This window comes from Nesterenkonia ebinurensis (assembly GCF_008711175.1).
Taxonomy (GTDB): domain Bacteria; phylum Actinomycetota; class Actinomycetes; order Actinomycetales; family Micrococcaceae; genus Nesterenkonia; species Nesterenkonia ebinurensis.
Window position 1 is genome coordinate 183,633 of record NZ_VWNF01000048.1, and the last position, 17,924, is coordinate 201,556.

General features: G+C 62.6%; 15 protein-coding genes, 1 tRNA gene and 1 pseudogene. 2 read left to right on the top strand and 15 right to left on the bottom strand.

The genetic code is table 11. The features are described 5' to 3' along the window. Positions 1-9 precede the first annotated feature (9 nt). A complete protein-coding gene (locus F0311_RS16265) occupies positions 10-684 on the top strand; it encodes a response regulator transcription factor (protein WP_150462993.1) in 675 nt (224 codons plus the stop codon). Positions 685-706: 22 nt separating this feature from the next. On the opposite strand, the gene F0311_RS16270 is transcribed toward F0311_RS16265, so the two are convergent. The 7 genes from F0311_RS16270 to polA all read right to left on the bottom strand — a co-directional run bounded on the left by F0311_RS16270 (position 707) and on the right by polA (position 11,929). Then, positions 707-1,861, bottom strand: a complete 1,155-nt coding sequence (locus F0311_RS16270; RefSeq protein WP_191089986.1) for a sensor histidine kinase — start codon at positions 1,859-1,861, stop codon at positions 707-709. Between the two features lie 192 nt (positions 1,862-2,053). After that, entirely contained in the window at positions 2,054-2,656 is a 603-nt protein-coding gene (gene coaE, locus F0311_RS16275; protein WP_223881430.1) for a dephospho-CoA kinase, read from the bottom strand. A gap of 74 nt (positions 2,657-2,730) precedes the next feature. Further along, on the bottom strand, positions 2,731-4,533 hold the full coding sequence (locus tag F0311_RS16280) for a BCCT family transporter (RefSeq protein ID WP_150462995.1): 1,803 nt from the start codon (positions 4,531-4,533) through the stop codon (positions 2,731-2,733). A 150-nt stretch (positions 4,534-4,683) separates the two neighbouring features. Further along, a complete protein-coding gene (rpsA, locus tag F0311_RS16285; protein WP_150462996.1) occupies positions 4,684-6,189 on the bottom strand; it encodes a 30S ribosomal protein S1 in 1,506 nt (501 codons plus the stop codon). A 428-nt stretch (positions 6,190-6,617) separates the two neighbouring features. Continuing rightward, the gene (locus F0311_RS16290) at positions 6,618-8,003 is read right to left on the bottom strand and encodes a GNAT family N-acetyltransferase (protein WP_150462997.1); all 1,386 of its coding nucleotides are present in this window, start codon (positions 8,001-8,003) and stop codon (positions 6,618-6,620) included. A 17-nt stretch (positions 8,004-8,020) separates the two neighbouring features. Beyond that, positions 8,021-8,920: a polysaccharide deacetylase family protein gene (locus tag F0311_RS16295; protein WP_191089987.1), complete on the bottom strand. Its 900-nt coding sequence runs from the start codon at positions 8,918-8,920 to the stop codon at positions 8,021-8,023. Positions 8,921-9,127: 207 nt separating this feature from the next. Further along, positions 9,128-11,929, bottom strand: coding sequence for a DNA polymerase I (gene polA, locus F0311_RS16300; protein WP_223881431.1), 2,802 nt, complete (start codon positions 11,927-11,929; stop codon positions 9,128-9,130). 25 nt (positions 11,930-11,954) lie between these two features. Between polA and F0311_RS16305 the strand changes: the two genes are divergently transcribed. Then, positions 11,955-12,479, top strand: a complete 525-nt coding sequence (locus F0311_RS16305) for a hotdog fold thioesterase (protein ID WP_150462999.1) — start codon at positions 11,955-11,957, stop codon at positions 12,477-12,479. 111 nt (positions 12,480-12,590) lie between these two features. Here the strand turns inward: F0311_RS16305 and F0311_RS16310 are convergent, their stop codons facing one another. From F0311_RS16310 to F0311_RS16345, 8 genes and pseudogenes are all read right to left on the bottom strand, one after another. After that, on the bottom strand, positions 12,591-13,718 hold the full coding sequence (locus F0311_RS16310) for a glycosyltransferase family 4 protein (RefSeq protein ID WP_150463000.1): 1,128 nt from the start codon (positions 13,716-13,718) through the stop codon (positions 12,591-12,593). Between the two features lie 134 nt (positions 13,719-13,852). Continuing rightward, positions 13,853-13,924 (bottom strand) — tRNA-Gly (locus tag F0311_RS16315). Between the two features lie 91 nt (positions 13,925-14,015). Beyond that, complete coding sequence (locus F0311_RS16320) at positions 14,016-14,963, bottom strand: glycosyltransferase family 2 protein (RefSeq protein ID WP_150463001.1); 948 nt, start codon at positions 14,961-14,963, stop codon at positions 14,016-14,018. Beyond that, positions 14,953-16,152: an LCP family protein gene (locus F0311_RS16325; protein ID WP_150463002.1), complete on the bottom strand. Its 1,200-nt coding sequence runs from the start codon at positions 16,150-16,152 to the stop codon at positions 14,953-14,955. The genes F0311_RS16320 and F0311_RS16325 overlap by 11 nt, the downstream gene beginning before the upstream one ends. Before the next feature lie 16 nt (positions 16,153-16,168). Beyond that, complete coding sequence (gene rnc / locus F0311_RS16330) at positions 16,169-16,906, bottom strand: ribonuclease III (protein ID WP_150463003.1); 738 nt, start codon at positions 16,904-16,906, stop codon at positions 16,169-16,171. A gap of 19 nt (positions 16,907-16,925) precedes the next feature. Further along, positions 16,926-17,129 (bottom strand): 50S ribosomal protein L32, encoded by a 204-nt coding sequence (gene rpmF / locus F0311_RS16335; RefSeq protein WP_044494594.1) that lies wholly within the window; start codon positions 17,127-17,129, stop codon positions 16,926-16,928. Positions 17,130-17,162: 33 nt separating this feature from the next. Further along, on the bottom strand, positions 17,163-17,762 hold the full coding sequence (locus F0311_RS16340; RefSeq protein WP_223881432.1) for a YceD family protein: 600 nt from the start codon (positions 17,760-17,762) through the stop codon (positions 17,163-17,165). A gap of 20 nt (positions 17,763-17,782) precedes the next feature. Next, positions 17,783-17,924, bottom strand: a pseudogene (locus F0311_RS16345) (UTP--glucose-1-phosphate uridylyltransferase); the annotation flags it as partial.

Genomic DNA, 17,924 nt, shown 5'->3' on the forward strand with positions numbered 1-17,924 from the left:
GAAACTTCCGTGATCCGGGTACTCGTAGCAGACGACCATCCGCTTGTCAGCGATGGCATCGCTGCGGCCATAGGTGCTGATCCGACAATGGAGATCATCGCCGTGGTTGATAACGGAGTCGAGGCGGTGAACTACACCAAACACTATGAACCCGACGTGGTTCTCATGGACATCGATATGCCCGGGAAGAACGGCATCGAAGCGACTGCGGACATCCAGAAGTCCCGTCCTGACATTGCAGTTATCGGACTGTCTGCTCTTGACACAGGCGACGAAGCCGCACGTGCAGTTCGTGCAGGTGCCGTAGGGTACCTCGACAAGGGACTGGCTGCGGCCGAGCTTCGTACTGCGGTACGCCGCGCACACGAGGGCGCCCTCATCTTCTCACCCGATGTCGCAAAGCGTCTCATGGTCTGGGAAGTCAGCGACCAGTCAGTTATCCACCAAATCACTGCACGATTAAACCGGGGTTTTCGAACCACGGAGCACCAGCGCCGGGTACTCGCGGCTTTAGTACGGGGCCTTTCCAACAAAGAGATCGCCATGGAGCTGAATTCCACCGCCGGGTCCGTGAAAACTCACGTTTCCAGGCTCAAGGAAAAACTCAACGCCGGTTCTCGTGTCGAACTTGCCATGAAAGCCATCCGCCGTGGGCTCGTTGATCCTCCGTATCGGTCGGCGTAATCTAACTCTACACATTCATTCGTCAACACTTCGCGTGTCCTTTGACCTCAAGTCGCCACGAATCCTGGTTCTCGTGTCCGTAATCTAGTTTCGCCCCGTAGGCGTCAGCACGGTTTCGAAGTCCTTGCAATCCCATCTGCGTACCTACTTTTATTCGAGCGTTCTCTCCCTCGACTGTGTTCCTGAGGACAATGTCAACCGCATCGGAGTCCACCGAGATCGAGATGATGCACCGAGCATTTTCAGAACGATCGCCATATTTGATGACATTATTCACTGCTTCGTCGAGGATCGCACAAATGTTCTCCCTCGCAGAACCGCTGAGTTCACCAGGTTCTCCGCTCATTTCCACCTCAACATCTACACCTAAACTCTCAAGAATGCCCTGAGAGTTTCTCAGCTGCGCTCTGATGTCTGCCTCGCCTAGAGGAGATTCACCCGACGGAGATTCGCCCAATTCCAATAGGCGCATGATTCGGCGGAGTTGTTTGTGAGCTGAGCGTGCTCTTTGGAGAATCAGCTCTCGTTTCTCCTCGGCCCGTTTTGATTCCGATGCATCAGTTGCAATAACAGATAGATCGGACGCCACGCGATCATGAAGTTCACGGGCCAACAATCTGAAGCGACGTTCATGATCAGAACGCGCTTGAAAGGCGAACTCCTGTGCGCGAAGTCGTTGTTCGCGCTGGGAGCGAGACATCCAACCAACGAGGTAGGCGACTAGACACAGAGCAACCATGATCGGAACCACCAGCATGCCTGCTTCGCTGTCATCAATCTGCCCCGCCATGTATAGAGCGATCATCCCTGAGGTTGCAGCAAAGCCTCGTCTGAGCCACGCATCTCCGTAGTTCGCACATACCCCTGTCATCACCACGCAAAAGATAACCTGTTCGATTGATATGTAGCCCAGTGTCGCCGTATAGACGTAAGCAACTATGGCACCAGCCGCACCCAGGACCACACCAAAGTTGAGGAGCAACAGGCCACACGACCAGAGGACATAGCCACGATAGAAAGTCGGCGACAACGGTGGATGGTCCAGGGCGATAACTGCCAGGAAGTGGTACCCAACCCAGAGCAATGAAAGAACCGCCAGTGCCGCAATCAACCCTGTAGAGACCTGGGCACCCCTCCACACGCCCAAGCTTCTTGCTGACGAAAGCCCATTACTCACAGAAAACTGTACTTACATTCTCGCACAACCACTCTCGAAAAGGACCGTTTGGTTCATCGCCAAGCGCGCAAATACTGCTATGGAACCAGTCATCTCATCCTCTTCATATTCCTCACAGTTCTTCAGTTTATCATTGAGACTTCGAGAACTTTGTCTATGAAGCTCAACAACTCGTATGGCATCACGCCCGATCTATCGACCATGGCAGAGGTCCTGCCAGAGCTCATCGATTTGGGCAGTGAGATCCTCTAAGGTGCCGGAGTTCTCGAGGAGGATGTCTGCCACCGCGGCGCGCTGGGCATCGGTGGCCTGGGCATTGAAGATGCGCTCCGCCTCCTCACGGCTCATTCCACGGGTCTCCTGCAACCGCCGGAGACGCTCTTCCCTGGGTGCTTGAACAACGACGACCACATCGAACCTTTCCTGCTGACCGGTCTCTACCAGCAAGGGGATGTCCTCCACCACCACTGAGCCTTCCGGAGCTTTATCTCGGATCTCCGCAGAGGCTGCACGCACCCGGGGGTGAATGATGGCATTGAGACGAGAACGGGCGGCGTCGTCATTAAAAACGATCCTGCTCAGGGCTTGGCGATCCAGCGCCCCCTCTGAAGTGAGCACCTGATCACCGAAGGCCTCGACAATCTCAGCCAGGCCTTCTGCCCCGGGGGCCACCGCCTGGTGAGCGAGTTTGTCAGCGTCGATGATGACAGCCCCGTGTTCGGCGAGTCGTTGCGAGACCGCGGACTTTCCTGAGGCGATCCCGCCAGTCAGTCCCACAGAGAGAATCTTTGCCATACAGCGATCCTACCTACGCAGCAGGCCCGCCCCGCGTGATACGGGACGGGCCTGCTGTCTGGAACCTAGAAGCCTCAGCCCCTGGGAGTCTGCCCAGATTCAGTCGGGTCCACCATCGGCTGCTCGCCAGTGCGGATGCGGTACTCCTGGACCAGTGGAGGCTGCTCCACATGCTCCACATCCGGGGCATTCTCCGGCTGAGTGCCCTCGTGGTAGTCCGGAGCCACCACCGCGCCGACCAGCTCGGGATCGCCCTCCTCCATACGGCGTTTGTACTCCTCCGGGGGCAGGGTCTGCAGCCAGCGGCGGGAAGCCAAAGCCCCCAGCTCGCCGGCGTCCTCCCGCATGGCCCGGTGCAGGCTGTACATCATGAAGAAAGTCAGAACGAAGAACGGCAGGCCGAAGAACAGAGCCACATCGCGCAGCACCTGCACACCGCCCTCACCGGTGAAGACCAGCAGCACTGCGGCCACAATGCCGATGTAGATGGCCCAGATCGCTCGCTGGTGCGGAGCGGTGGTGCCCTTGGGGCGGCCCTCACCGTCGTAGCCGTTGCACATGTCATCCAGCACCAGGGATGCAGAGTCAAGTGAGGTGATGAAGAAGATACCCACCAGCATGATGGCTACCGCACTGGTGAGGGTGTCCAGCGGGAAGTGCTCCAGGAAGGCGAACATCGCCGCCTCTGGGCCTTCTTCCAGCACAGTGTCTACCAGACCTCCGTCACCGTTGAGCTCGATGTCGAAGGTGCCGGCGGCCCAGGTGCCGAACCAGATGATGGAGAACAGGGTGGGCAGAGCCAACACGCCGGCTACGAATTGGCGGACGGTGCGACCGCGTGAGATCCGGGCGATGAAGATACCGACGAACGGCGCCCAGGAGATGGTCCAGGCCCAGTAGAAGATGGTCCAGCCCTGCTGCCATCCGGTATTGGCCAGCGCATCGTTCCAAAAGGCGACCTCCGGCAGGATGGAGATATAGGTGCCAGCGGATTCGATCATGCCGCGCAGCAGGAAGATGGTGGGGCCGGTGACCAGGATGAACGCCAGAAGGACGATGCTCAGGCCGATGTTAAAGTTCGAGAGCCGCTTAATTCCCTTGTCGATGCCCATCACTGCGGAGACGGTAGCCACTATGGTCACCACTGCGATGACCACCAACATGCCCCATTCCTCCTCGGTGAAGCCGAAACGCATAGCCAGCCCGGCGTGCACCTGAGTGGTGCCCAGACCGATGGACATGCCGATGCCGAAGATCGTGCCGATGATGGCGAAGATGTCGATGGCCTTGCCGATGGACCCGTGGATGCGCTCACCGAGCAGGGGCTGGAACAGAGAGGAGACCCGCGGCGGCAGGTTCCTCTTATAGATGAAGTAGGCAAAAGCCAGGCCGGGCAGAGTGAAGATGGCCCAGGTGTGCAGCCCGAAGTGGTACAGGGTGAAGCCGATGGCCTCTCGGGCGGCCTCCTCGGTGCGAGGCTCAATGCCCATCTCCTCGGCCCGCGGCGGGGTGTCGAAGTGGAATGCCGGCTCAGCCACTGCCCAGAACATCAAGATGGTGCCGATACCAGCGGCGAAGAGCATACCGAACCAGGCCAGGTCGGAGTGCTTGGGCTTTTCATCGTCAGTGCCGAGCTTGAGACGCCCGAAACGGCTGATGCCGATGTAGATGAGGAAAATCAGGAAGAGGGTGACCCCGGCGATGAACATCCAGCCGAAGTTCTCAAAGATCCAGTCTGCCGTAGCGCCCCAGAACGCTCCCATCTCTTCTGGAATGATGAGGGTGACGACCACGAAGATCAGCATGAATGCTGATGAAATGAAGAAGAGCCACGGATTGGTCCGCAGCTTCAGCAGGTCATGAATCGAGTCGAGCATGTTTCCCTTTCACAAACTGAAAGGCCCTTGTGGGCCCTGATCAGTGCCCCACCGTAGACATAATGCGAGCTGTTAAGCAACAAAACCCGCCGAATCCATACGGATTAGACGGGTTTTGTTCAGGTTATATTCCTTATATTCCGCTATACATCACTTTCCAGTGAGCTTTTCGCGAAGTGCTGCCAGAGCCTCATCTGAGGCCAGGGTTCCGGCATCCTCAGTCTGCTGCTGAGAGGAGTAGTTGGACGGGCCGGAAGGCGCCTTCTCCTTACGGGTGGAGGAGCTGCTGGAGCCGGAGACGCTGGCCTCAGCGGCAGCCTCGGCATCGGCGTCGACAGCCTTGCGCACCTGCTCCTTGTGCTTCTCCCAGCGCTCCTGAGCTGCGGCGTACTGGGCCTCCCAGGCGGAGCGGGCCTCATCGAAGCCTTCCATCCACTCGTTGGTCTCCGGGTCGAAGCCCTCGGGGTACTTGTAGTTGCCCTCTTCGTCGTACTCGGCGTCCATGCCGTAGAGAGCAGGGTCGAAGTCCTCAGCATCTGGGTCCACACCCTCGTTAGCCTGCTTCAGGCTCAACGAGATGCGGCGGCGCTCCAGGTCGATGTCGATGACCTTGACGAAGACTTCCTCATCTACGGAGACGACCTGCTCAGCCAGGTCCACGTGGCGCACAGCCAGCTCGGAGATGTGCACCAGGCCCTCGATGCCGTCCTCGACACGGACGAAGGCGCCGAAGGGCACCAGCTTGGTGACCTTGCCGGGCACGATCTGGCCCAGAGCGTGAGTACGGGCGAAGGTCTGCCACGGGTCTTCCTGGGTGGCCTTCAGGGACAGCGAGACGCGCTCGCGGTCCATATCCACCTCGAGGACCTCCACGGTGACCTCGTCGCCCACGGCCACCACTTCCTGCGGGTGGTCGATGTGCTTCCAGGACAGCTCGGAGACGTGCACCAGGCCGTCTACACCGCCGAGGTCCACGAAGGCGCCGAAGTTGACGATGGAGGAGACCACACCGTTGCGGACCTGGCCGCGCTCCAGCTTGTTGAGGAAAGTGGAGCGGACCTCAGACTGGGTCTGTTCCAGCCAGGCGCGGCGGGAGAGGACCACGTTGTTGCGGTTCTTGTCCAGCTCGATGATCTTGGCCTCGATCTCCTGGCCGATGTAGGGGGCCAGGTCGCGCACGCGGCGCATCTCCACCAGAGAGGCCGGGAGGAAGCCGCGCAGGCCGATGTCCAGGATCAGGCCGCCCTTGACCACCTCGATGACGGTGCCGGTGACCACGCCGTCCTCGTCCTTGATGCGCTCGATGTCGCCCCAGGCGCGCTCGTACTGGGCGCGCTTCTTAGAGAGGACCAGACGGCCTTCCTTGTCCTCCTTCTGGAGAACCAGGGCCTCGATCTTATCGCCGACGGCTACGACCTCGTCCGGGTCAACATCATGCTTGATGGACAGCTCGCGGGACGGGATCACGCCTTCGGTCTTGTACCCGATGTCGAGGAGAACCTCATCGCGGTCGACCTTGACGATGGTGCCTTCCACCATGTCTCCGTCGTCGAAGTACTTCATCGTCTCATCGACGGCGGCGAGGAACTCTTCAGCAGTTCCGATGTCGTTGATGGCGACCTGGGGGGCACCGGGTGCGGTTGCAGTGGTGGTCATGTAGTAGGTGTTCCTAGTTGGATTGTGTGGTTGGGTCAGTGCACTGTTCTTTTCTCAGACACTGAGCGGCGGACAATTGCAGGGCGCCCGGGAGCACACGAATCGATCCGTATGGTTCTCGAGCGGGATCTGTCAGAAGTCAGACACGACTCTGTGCGCAGAACGCGCCCGATCAGTCTATACCGCCGCGGCAACACAATACAACCAGGGGCGAAACCAACGACGCCGCCATCCCAGCTCGCTGCCAGAGCGTCCTGTCCACTCACCCCGCCGCCCCAGCTGAGACGCATGGGGAGCCAGTTTGCTCCTCCAGGGGTGTTCGGCTCCCTCTACGTCTCACATACTGTCCCAACACTGGCGAAAGTGAGACGTTCAGGGAGCCAAAACCCGGTCTAGCTGACGCTGGCTCCCCGAATGTCTCATCCTGATTAGAAGTGAGTGGCGCAGTAGGGCTTTGTGGGCAGATCGAAGGTAGCGGAGAGGGCGCCCCAGTCGGCATCGTCGTCGGCAGTGATCCGGCCGGCCTCACGCATGGTGAGAACTGAGATGTCACCCAGGTACAGCGAGCCCAGAGTCTCGACGTCCAGGCTGAAGTGCTGCGGCGTCGTCGTACCCTGCGTGCTGCTGACCTGGGCCGCACCATCGGAGATAGAGACCACGAACGTGCCAGCGCAGATGCCCAGCGAGTCGGTGATGCTCAGGCTGAACTGTCCATCAGCGCCCCATGCACGGGCCTGAAGCGCGGTCACCGGGTTCAGGATCCGCAGCCAGAGCACGTCGTTCTCATCGGTGACCTTGCGCGCCCGGGGGTTGACCAGGGCTGCTGCCAGCGGATCCTCACCCGCCTCCTGGCGGGGCAGCGTGAGGCGCTGAACGATGTCCATGCTCGCCAGATGGCGGATCAGCTCGATCCGGCTGCTCGCATCCACCGCGATCAGATCGAGCACCCGCATGGTGTGTGGCTCAGTGTCCCAGCCCATGAAGCGGAAAGCCGCGTATCCGCCGATGCTGCCGTCATCGCGCACATGCACGATGGTGCGCACCTTGCGATTCCAGCTGGTGATGTTCTCGGGGTCCCATCGCCCCGAACCGGCCTTCCAATACCAGGGGGTGCGCTCCACCGAACCTCGGGTGCCTGCGTGGAACCGGGCGAATGTCTCCTTCAGGAGCTCCGCGGTCTTGGAGGGGTCCACGGTGAGCACGGTGCCGGCGGCGGGGGTGCGCAGCGCGAAACCGTCACCGGCTGTGGTGGCGTTGATCTGCAGCCCCTGCTCCCGGGTGGCCGCGCCGAAGCCGAAGCGCCCGTAGATGCTGCCCTCGGAGACAGTGAGTGCGGCCAGCGGCAGGCCGTCTTCGACCGCCTGGGCAAGCCGAGAGGTCATCATGTGCTTGAGGATCCCGCGGCGGCGGAACGAGGCACTGACCGTCACATCGGTGATCAGCCGAGCCTCAATCGGTTCGGCTCCCCCGGCGTTGAGCGTCTTGTCGAAGTCGGCGAAGGTGCCCACCGGATGTTCGGCATCGAAGCCGAGCTGTTCGAGGGTCTCGCCCCAGGGCTCCAGGGAGGCGAAGCCGGGATCCACATAGACCCCGGTCAGCTCCTGGCCGTCCTCGGCGAAAGTGGGCACCACCCGTTCCAGCTGCTCATCGCTGTGCCAGGGCTCGTAGAACCCATACCCGACAGCGCGGGCGAATGCCGCCGAGGCGGCGTCGGGCTTGCCGTCTGCGCCCAGAGCTGCCGGCAAGGTGCGGGAAACCAGCCCTTCGGCCAGTGGCGAGACCTGGGGTTTCTTGGGGGTGTACTCGGTGTTCACCTGCTCAGCCTATCCGTTCAGAGGACCTCGCCCAGAGTTCTCCACTCGATGCCGCGACCGGCTGCTTCCTCCACAGCGGCGGTGAGTCCGACTGCGACCTCGGACCCCGGCTGGTTGAAATGTCCGATCACGATATCCCCGGCACCGGTGCCCTGCATGGCTGACTGGATCTCTGCGGCACTGTAGGTGGCCCCGGCGTCCCCGTTGACCGAGAAGTTCACCACCGGGATGCCGAGATCGGCGGCCATCTGCGCGGCGATCTCATCGGTATAGGCGGTCCCGGCCCGGAAGAAGGCCAGCTCCACTCCGAAGCTGTCCTGGAAGAACTGCTGGTTGTCCATCACCTCGTGGTAGGCCTCCTCCAGGGAGGCGGTGCCGGTGATCCCGTAAGCTTCCTGGCCGGTGACCGAGAGCGGCTTGTGCTCGGTGCCGTGGTTGGCGACCTCGAACAGCGGGTCCTCGATGAGCTCCCCCGTGATGGCGTAGTTCTCCAGGGCCCACCGCTTATTGATGAACAGGGTGGCGGGGATGCCAGCGCCGCGCAGGTAGTCGATCAGGGCGGCGTCGTAGCCTCCGCTGCCCGGGCCGCCACAGGCGTCCAGGGTGAGTACGGCCTCACGGCCTGCGGGTGTGAAGCTGGTGGTCACCCCGGAGGTCTCCAGTCCCCACTCCTGAGCCTGCATATCCCCGTACTGAGCCTCCAACTCCTCAAAGTCCGGGGTCTGCTCAGGCTCGGACGGCTCCGAGATAGTGGGTGAGGGCGCAGAAGGTGCCGGAGGGGACGACGACGCCTGAGTCGCTGCAGTGCCCCTTGGCTGCTCGGTGCCGCAGCCGCTCAGTACGGCGGCGCCGCCCAGCGCGGTCAGGCCCAGCAGGGCAGAACGCCGGGAAAGCAAGGGATGGCAGCGGTCACACACGGTGCACCACCATACCGGCCCCACGCAAGGTGCACATGACACACACCTGTGATTCGTGGCTATCTGCCCCAGTTTCCTTGCAGCTGGCTGGAGATGCGGACGCTGGGCAGCTGGCCGTGGGCACAGGTAGGCTGTCAGGTCCAGCAAGGCTGAACGCACCACACGGTGCATCACCATCACCGGTAACCACACCGTAGGGCAGGTCAGTTAATGCGCCGCAGCGTGCCAACTGTCCCCGGTGCCCACGTGGACATCGAGTGGGACGCTGAGCTCGGCGGCGGAGCCCATCTTCTCGATGAGCAGCTGCTCCACCTGCTCCTGCTCCCCTGCGGCCACTTCCAGCACCAGTTCGTCATGGACCTGCAGCAGCATCCGGGAGCTCAGCTGCGCCTCAGCGAGCGCGGCCTGCACGCTGATCATGGCGCGTTTGATGATGTCAGCGGCCGAACCCTGAATGGGGGCGTTGAGCGCAGCCCGCTCTGCCATCTGGCGCAGCTGACGGTTGTCGCTGGTGAGGTCCGGCAGGTAGCGGCGGCGGCCATAAATAGTCTCGGTGTAGCCGTCCTTCTTGGCCTGCACCACCACCTCGCGCAGATAGTCACGCACCGCCCCGAAGCGTTCGAAGTACTCGTTCATCAGGTCGCGGGCTTCATCCACCCCGATGCCCAGCTGTTTGGAGAGCCCGAAGCTGGAGAGCCCGTAGACCAGCCCATAGCTCATCGCCTTGATCTTGGAGCGCTGTTCGGCGCTCACCTCATCGGTGCCCACTCCGAAGACCCGGGCACCGACAAAGTTGTGTAGGTCCTCACCGTCCTTGAAGGCCCGGATGAGCGCTTCATCCCCGGAGAGGTGGGCCATGATGCGCATCTCGATCTGGGAGTAGTCGGCGGTCAGCAGGGTCTCATATCCCTCACCCACTATGAAGGCGTCACGGATCTTGCGGCCGGACTCGGTGCGCACCGGGATGTTCTGCAGATTGGGGTGCAGGGAGCTCAGCCGGCCGGTGGCAGCCACCGTCTGGGCGTAGGTGGTGTGGATGCGGCCGTCATCGCCGATGGCCTCGATCAGTCCCGTCACGGTCTGGCGCAGTTTGGAGGCGTCCCGGTGGTTCATCAGGTGCACCAGGAAGTCGTTCTGTGTTTTGGCCAGCAGGTCCTGGAGGGTCTCCACATCGGTGGAGTAGCCGGTTTTGTTCTTCTTCACCCCGGCAGTGGGCAGGCCGAGCTCCTCGAAGAGTACCGTCTGCAGCTGCTTGGGCGAGCCCAGGTTCACCTCATGGCCCACCACCGCATAGGCAGCCTCGGCGGAGTCGTTGATGGAGCGCTGGAACTCAGCGTCCAGGGCCTCCAGCCGCTGACCGCTGACCGCAATGCCGGTAAGCTCCATCTGCAGCAGGATCTCGGCCAGCGGCAGCTCCAGCTCATAGAGCAGCTTCTCGGCCCTCCGTTCGGTGAGCTCAGCGTGCAGTGCGGCCGAAAGCGGGTGCAGCAGCATGCCGTGCACTGCCGCCCGGGCCAGGTCATCACTGGTGACCCCGGGCACCGCATCTTCGTCGAACAGCGAGAGCTGACCACCATCGTCTGGACTCTTCCGGAAGTCCTCGCCGCCGATGTAGTCGCCCGGCTCGGTGGAGGCGCCCAGGTACTGGATCACCAGGTCCGGGTAGGCGAAGTTCCGCCGGTCCGGCTGTACCAGGTAGCCGGAGAGCAGGGTGTCCTCCACGGCACCGCGCAGACTCAGTCCGCGCCAGGCCAGGCGTTTGGCCCCGTCCTTGTAGTCGTGGATCAGTTTGGGTGCTGAAGGGTCGGCCAGCCAGTCAGCCAGGGCGGTCTCCAGCTCCGCGTCCGCCTCCACCAGCGGCACGGCCAGTGCCGTCACAGAGTCGCCAGCAGCCGAGGACCCCGGGGTCAGCACCACAGCTAGCACTTCAGCCAGACGGGCGGCATCGTCCCGCTTGGCTTTGGTGGACAGGGACTCCCCGGAGCGGTCCAGGCACAGTGCCAGGGCGAGGGGGGCGTCGTCGTGCTCTTCAAGGAACGATGTCAGTGTGGCGGCGTCGTGGGCTGTCTGCACCTCAGGCAGTGCGCTGGTGGGCTCCGCGGAGAGATCTGCCTCAGGGAACCTGGCAGCGAAGGTGTCGAAGAGCCGCTCCCGAATCTGGTTGAACTGCAGGGCATCGAAGAGCGGCTCGACTGCTTCGCGGTCCGGCGGGGTGAGCACGCACTGCTCCAGGTCCACCGGCAGGTCCAGGTCGGTGACCAGCTTGTTGAGCTCCAGGTTGCGCTCCACATCGGCGAGCGCAGCACGCAGGTTCTCCCCCGCCTTGCCCTTGATGGCCTGAGCATTCTCGATGACACCTAAGGTGGAGCCATATTCAGCGATCCACTTGGCCGCCGTCTTCGGCCCCACTTTGGGCACTCCGGGAAGATTGTCCGCCGACTCCCCCACCAGGGCTGCCAGATCGGGATACTTGGCCGGAGACACCAGATACTTGGCCTCCACCCCGGATGGGTCCAACCGCACGGATTTGGTGACCCCGGTGGTGGGGTAGTCCAGGTGGGTGTTCTCGGTGACCAGCTGCAGAGCGTCGCGATCCCCGGAGACGATGACGGTCTGCCAGCCGGCGGCCTCGGCCCGGGTGACGTAGCTGGCCACAATGTCATCGGCCTCATAGCCCTCCACGGTGACCGCTGGGATGTTGAGTGCCGCAGCCACCTCTTTGATGAGATCGATCTGCCCGGTGAACTCCTCCGGGGTCTTGTCCCGGCCGCCTTTGTACTGGTCATAGGCCTGGTGGCGGAAGGTTGGCGTATCTAGGTCGAAGGCCAGGGCGATATGGGTGGGCTGCTCCTCGCGGATGAACTTCAGCAGCATATTGGTGAAGCCGTGCACGGCGTTGGTGTACTGGCCGGTGCTGGTCTGAAAGGACTCGGTGGGCAGGGCGTAGAACGCCCGGAACGCCATCGAATGCCCGTCGATCACCAGCAGCTTGTTACCCTCATTGCTCACCCTGACAGCCTATATGCTGAAGCTCATGAGCGATGAGGCGAACCTGGACAACTTTCCCCCGACCCCCGGGGTGCCGACCCCGGTCCCGAGCGAGGAGCAGCGCAGGACCCGGATGGCTGCCGCCGGAGTGCCGGAGCAGTACTGGGACTGGATGGGCCCGCACGGGGTCTCGGCGATGTGCGTGCGGCTGGGCATGCGGTTCGTAGAGATGAGCCCGGAGAAGATGGTGGCCACGCTGCCGGTGGCCGGCAATGAGCAGAACGCCGGGATCTTCCACGGCGGCGGCCACTTTGTGCTGGCCGAGACACTGGGCTCGGTGGCCTCGATCTTCCATGTGCAGGCCAACCTGGGGCTGGAGCGTGCCGTGGTGGGCACCGAGCTCTCCGCCACCCATCACCGCTCGGCGACTTCAGGGCTGGTCACCGCCACCTGCACCCCGATCAATCTGGGCAAGCAGCTGTGTGTGCACCAGATTGTGATGACCGACGACGCCGGACGCCGCCTCTCCACCGCCCGGATGACCAATATGATCCTGCAGCCGCGCCCCTGATCCGGCCCACGTCCCATCTGTCATGTACTTATTGGGTTGTCATGGGCTTATAGGCCCATGACAACCCAATAACAGCACGATAAGTGGCAGTCCAGAGGAATGAGCGACTGCTCAGAGGAACTGAGCTAGGGCGGCCTCGATGGCCTCGGCGTGGGCCTCGGCGGTGTAGCGCTCACGGATGAGCTCCAGGCCGTTGCGGCCCAGCCTGTCCAGCTCGGCGGGGCTCTCCAGCAGCTCCAGGAGCCTCTGCCGAAGTGAGCCGGGACCGGCGGGGCTGTAATAGGCGCCGGTCTCGCCTTCGACCACGGTCTCGATCTCTGGGGATGAGTCCCGGTGGCCAGCCTCTGCTAGCACTGGAACGCCGAAGCCCAGAGCCTGGATCACGTTAAGCCCCGCACCACCTATGGAAAGAGCAAGATCTGCCTGGGCGTAGAGCTCCTTCAGCTGCTCAAGCTCGTAGACCGAGCCCAGAAACTCGGCTTCCACCCCGGCTTCGGCGAAGACATGCTCAAGCCGAGAACGCTCAGTTCCATCTCCCACCACGATCAGGTGCGGGGCAGGCCGGCCATCCGGCCAGTCGGCCAGCGCCTCGGCCAACGGATCCAATCGGTGCCGGGTGGTCAGACGCGAGGAGTAGATGAGGGTGGGACGGTCGGGTGAGCCGGCGGCGTCGTGCTGGTGTGCTGTGGTGAGCGGCTCTGCGGGAAGCTGGTCGCGAGAGTACAGCGAGTTGTAGACCACCTGGACCTTCTCGGCGGGCAGACCATAGTCCACGGCAAGGTCCTTGGCCCTATCCCCGTAGACCATCAGTCCATCCACCAGCGTGTAGAAGCTCAGCCGCAGCTGGCGTTTGAGTCCGGTCTCCGGCCGCTTCCAGCCATGGCCCCAGAGGAACACCTTGCGCCCGCGCAGCTTGCCCACTGCCCCGGCGACCCAGGCCGAGACCGTGTAGATCCGGCCTTCCAAGACGTAGGCGGCATAGTCGCCGCGCCAGACTGCGGCCACATCCCCGCGCTGCCACCAGAACAGGCTGAATGCCAGGGTGTGCAGAGGCGAGACCTGGGCAAGAGTTTCGGCGGAGGCTGAGGCGATACGGTCTTCGGTCTGCGCTTCAGTGTTCTTGAACCGGCCGACCATGTCCAGTGCGAACTTCCTAGACCGAAGCAGCCGGCGCACCAGCGGCTCCCGATAGTGGGAGACGGTGGGCTGAATCTGAAACCGGACGCGCGGCAAGCTCATGACTTCACACTAGACCAGGTCTGCGACCCGATTGAGCCGAGAGAAGAGTTCGTGTTGACACCTGACTCTTCCGAGACGATTGAGGGGTTCTTCGCGAAGCGAAGAGGCCGCCGCACGCGGCCGGAATGCTACAGAGGGGGTGACGGGAATCGAACCCGCATAACCAGCTTGGAAGGCTGGGGCTTTAGCCATTAAGCTACACCCCCGCGGTCCGGATGGACCTGGGAAACTATACCGCACTCGGCCCTGATCTGCCGAGCCGGACTGTCCACTGGCAACGTCTGCCTCCGAGGCGAGTCAAGTCTTCCGGGAGTACTCTTCGCTGACACCGCCTAGAGCCGCACTCATAAACCCCAGCCCCTGGTAAAGGTATCCCCTGTCTGGGTAGCTGAGCACCTCACGCTGCACGAGCCGGAGCGGACCGCGAGTGAGGCCCACCCCGATCCGAGCTGCCCCTTCCGTAAACAGCGACACTCTGCTCCGCCCGCGTTTGGCCTGCTGCATAGCCCGCACATAACCCACCCGCTGCTGTCGCTTGCGCAGCCAGGTCTTGGTCACTCGGCTGGCCGGCACATCCTCTTCTACCTCAGCCTCAGCACACCACCAGATGGTGGCACCCTCGTCGATCATGGTCTGGAACAGGTCAGTGTCCGATCCTCCAGTGAAATTGAACACCTCATCGAAACGCAGCCCGCGGCTGGTGAACCACTCTGCGCGCACCAGCGCGTTATTCGTAGCCGGCCGCCGATCCCAGGGACCAGTGGCAAAGTCCGTGCGTCGAATATAGCCGGGCCCATCGAGTCCCCAACGAGTCAGCCAGTCCGGTGGGTTCTCCGGCAGAACCGCGAATACGGGCCCATAGACGACGTCAGCGCCGGAGCTATTGGCACAGTCCAGCAGGGCGGTGAGCCAACCGGGCCGGACCCGCTCATCATCGTCAACAAAAATGACTCCTGCAACATCCTCAGGCAATGCATCAAGCGCTTTATTTCGTGCTGAAGCAATCCCGGGCTCCGGCTGGTGCAGGTAGGTAGCGGTCGGATAGGCCTGGCGCACCGATTCCTGTACTTGAGGCTCAGGATTGTTGTCCACAACGATCACTTGCGGTATTGGATCTGCCTGTTCGGCCACTGACTCCAGCAACTGGCGGAGCTGCTCGTTGCGTCTATAGGTGGCAACGCAAATCACCACGTTATGCGCTTCTAGCAATTTACAGTCCTCCCCTTGAGACAGCTCAGTAGACATGGTCGAGGCCCTCTCCTATCACGCGGCCCATCTGGATGCCTAGGGGATCATCGTCTTCCAGCACGGTGAAGGTGCTGGTGTCTTCCTCACCGTCGCTGATGGCCATATAGTCCATGAATCCGCCCATGTTCTCCGCCTGCAGGGAACGGCGCAGCAGGGTCATCATCTCATCGTCAGGAAGGATGACCTCGGCCCCGGCGGCGGTGGTGTGATGCTCGCCGGCGGGCATGGTGAAGGTATGGATGTCATTGGCGCGCATACTGGTCATGTCCAGGGCGTAACCGACAATGGTATCGGCGTCCAGTCCGTCGTCCATCTCCATGAACGGCAGGATGGACTCCAGCACCGCGAGGATCCGGTTGGGGTTGGACAGGGTGTCTCCGGAGAGGAACCGCTCAGCGATGGCACGCATCACCAGCTGCTGGTTCTCCACCCGGATGTAGTCGCTGGTGGGGAAGGACTGTCGCTCACGGACGAACCGCAGTGCGTCTGAGCCTTCCAGCCGGATGGTGCCCTCCGGGTAGAACGCTGGATTGTTCTGACCTGCGGAGAAGGGGCGCGGGTTGTCTACATAGACCCCGCCCAGTGCGGTGGTGAGGTCCTGGAAGCCTTCGAAGTCGATGGTGACCACATGGTTGATATGGGTGTAGAGCATGTCCTCGATGGTGTCCACCACCAGTTCCAGTCCGCCGGCGGAGAGGGCTGAGTTGATCCGGCCGGATCCGTAACCGGGGATATCCACCCAGAGGTCCCGCATAATCGACATGACATAGACCCCGGAGCGGTCCTCGGGGATATGCACCAGCATGATCGCGTCGGAGCGCTCGCCGCCCTCGCCGGTGGCGTCACGGTATTCCTCTTCGTCCTCGCCCCGGCTGTCCGAGCCCAGCAGCAGGATGTTGATGGTGCCCTCGGGGGTGCGGTAGGCGGTCTCGTCGTCGAGGTCGTTGAGCTCCTCGATGACGTTGCGTTCCTCCTCGAACACCGTCTGGATCCGGTTAAGGTAGCTGTAGGCGATCACGACGGCAACGATCACCAGGGCAGCCAGCACCGCCAGAATGGAGACGGTGATGGTGGTGCCGCGGCGGCGCTTCTTCCCGGCGGCGGACTTGGGGCTCTGCCGCCTGGTGCGCTGCGGCTGCGGGGCAGCCCCTCCTCTGGCGCGACGAGGACGGTGTGGTTCACTCACCGGCGCGACCCTCCTTTCACTGCTCGGCCGGCAAGTACCGGTCCAGGACCAGGGTCAGGATATCCGGCTCACCTTGGCCTCCGGTCAAGGTCTCCACGGTGACCCGGGCGGCGTCGCGCTCTGCCTCTTTCTTGGAGGGGCCGGTGCCCTGCCCGTAGGGCTGACCCCCGATGGTCACTGTGGCGCGGAAGTGCTTGCGGTGATCGGGGCCGAAGTCCTCGATCTGGTAGCGGATCTCGCCCATCTCACGGGCAGCGGCCAGCTCCTGGATGGTGGTCTTCCAGTCCTTGCCTGCGGTCATCGCCTCCTTGTCGCTGAGCAGCGGGGTGACCAGCCGCAGCACTAAGGAGCGTGCGGTCTCGAAGCCGTTGGAGAGGTAGCAGGCGCCGATGATCGCCTCCATGGTGTCGGCCAGGATGGAGTCCTTGGCAGCCCCGTTGGTGCGCAGTTCACCCTCACCCAGTCGGATATGCGGGCCGAGCTCAAGGGTGCGGGCGATCCGGGCCAGCGCCCGGGTGGAGACCAGGGCGGGGCGCAGTTTGGCCAGATCGCCCTCGGAGAGGTCTTCGAAGGTGGTGTAGAGGTAGTCGGTGACCACCAGCTGCAGCACCGCGTCGCCTAAGAACTCCAGGCGCTCATTGGTGGGCAGCCCGGCGTTCTCGTAGGCGTAGGAGCGGTGGGTCAGGGCAAGACGAAGAGCCTCGGGGGCGATATGCACCCCAAGGCTCTTCTGCAGTGTTTCTGACTCGCTCAATCCCTGTGGACCGGCCGGATCAGGCGTCGGCGACTTTGCGGCCCTTGTACTCGTAGAACAGCGGGGTGTCGGCAGAGTCGGTGACCAGCTTGGCCTGGTGGGGCCGGCTGTAGACCACACGGCCGTTCTCCACGGTCTTGACCAGGGTGGGCACTTCAGCCTTCCACTGCGACCGGCGGTGACGGGTGTTGGCACGGGACTTCTTCCGCTTCGGAACAGCCACGGTGTCCTCTTCTCTCTCGTTGCTTTCAGTGGACTACGACGACGCCGCGGCGCCGTCTTCATCCGATTCATTCAGTTGGTCTGCCAGGCCGGCAAGGGTGGCCCAACGCGGGTCCAGCTGCTCGTGGGCGTGGCTGGGGTCCTCCTCCATGCGGAAGCCGCACTGGGAGCACAGTCCCGGGCAGTCCGCCCGGCACACCGGCTGGAACGGCAGTGCGGAGACCATCAGGTCCCGCAGCACCGGTTCCGCGTCGATGCTCAGCTGCTCGGTGACGTGACGAGTCTCCTCGTCATCCTCCTCCGGGCCGGACTGCGCCGTACTGCTCTGCTCTGGGGGCTCCCAGGAGTAGAGCTGCATGACATCGACGGTCAGCGGATAGCTGATCGGGTCCAGACAGCGCCCGCATTGGCCGTTCACCTCTGCTGAGGCGGTCCCGGTGAGCAGCACTCCCTCGTGCACAGACTCGGCGCGCAGATCCAGGTTCAGCTCGCTGTGTTCGGCAATGCCGACCAGCACTGTGCCGAACCCTGCAGGGGCTTCAACTGTGGTGGAGAGGGTTTGCTGAGCCCCAGGGTGGCCTTTGAGCTCCTTGACGTCCACGTGCAGCAGATTCTCCTGCTGTGGATGTTTCACAGCGGTCCATCCTACAGGACTCAGAGGTTTTGGGCGAACTCCTTGAGCCATGTCCTCAGATCCGGACCCAGATCCTCACGATCCACCGCCAACGTCACCACCGCCTTGATATAGCTGAGCTTATCCCCAGTGTCATACCGACGACCCCGGAAAACCACCGCA

What these genes read in the sequence shown, in the direction of transcription:
- coaE (WP_223881430.1), bottom strand. Translation starts at nt 2,656, where the DNA reads ATGGCAAAGATTCTCTCTGTGGGACTGACTGGCGGGATCGCCTCAGGA.
- F0311_RS16280 (WP_150462995.1), bottom strand. Translation starts at nt 4,533, where the DNA reads ATGCTCGACTCGATTCATGACCTGCTGAAGCTGCGGACCAATCCGTGG.
- rpsA (WP_150462996.1), bottom strand. Translation starts at nt 6,189, where the DNA reads ATGACCACCACTGCAACCGCACCCGGTGCCCCCCAGGTCGCCATCAAC.
- F0311_RS16305 (WP_150462999.1), top strand. Translation starts at nt 11,955, where the DNA reads ATGAGCGATGAGGCGAACCTGGACAACTTTCCCCCGACCCCCGGGGTG.
- F0311_RS16310 (WP_150463000.1), bottom strand. Translation starts at nt 13,718, where the DNA reads ATGAGCTTGCCGCGCGTCCGGTTTCAGATTCAGCCCACCGTCTCCCAC.
- F0311_RS16320 (WP_150463001.1), bottom strand. Translation starts at nt 14,963, where the DNA reads ATGTCTACTGAGCTGTCTCAAGGGGAGGACTGTAAATTGCTAGAAGCG.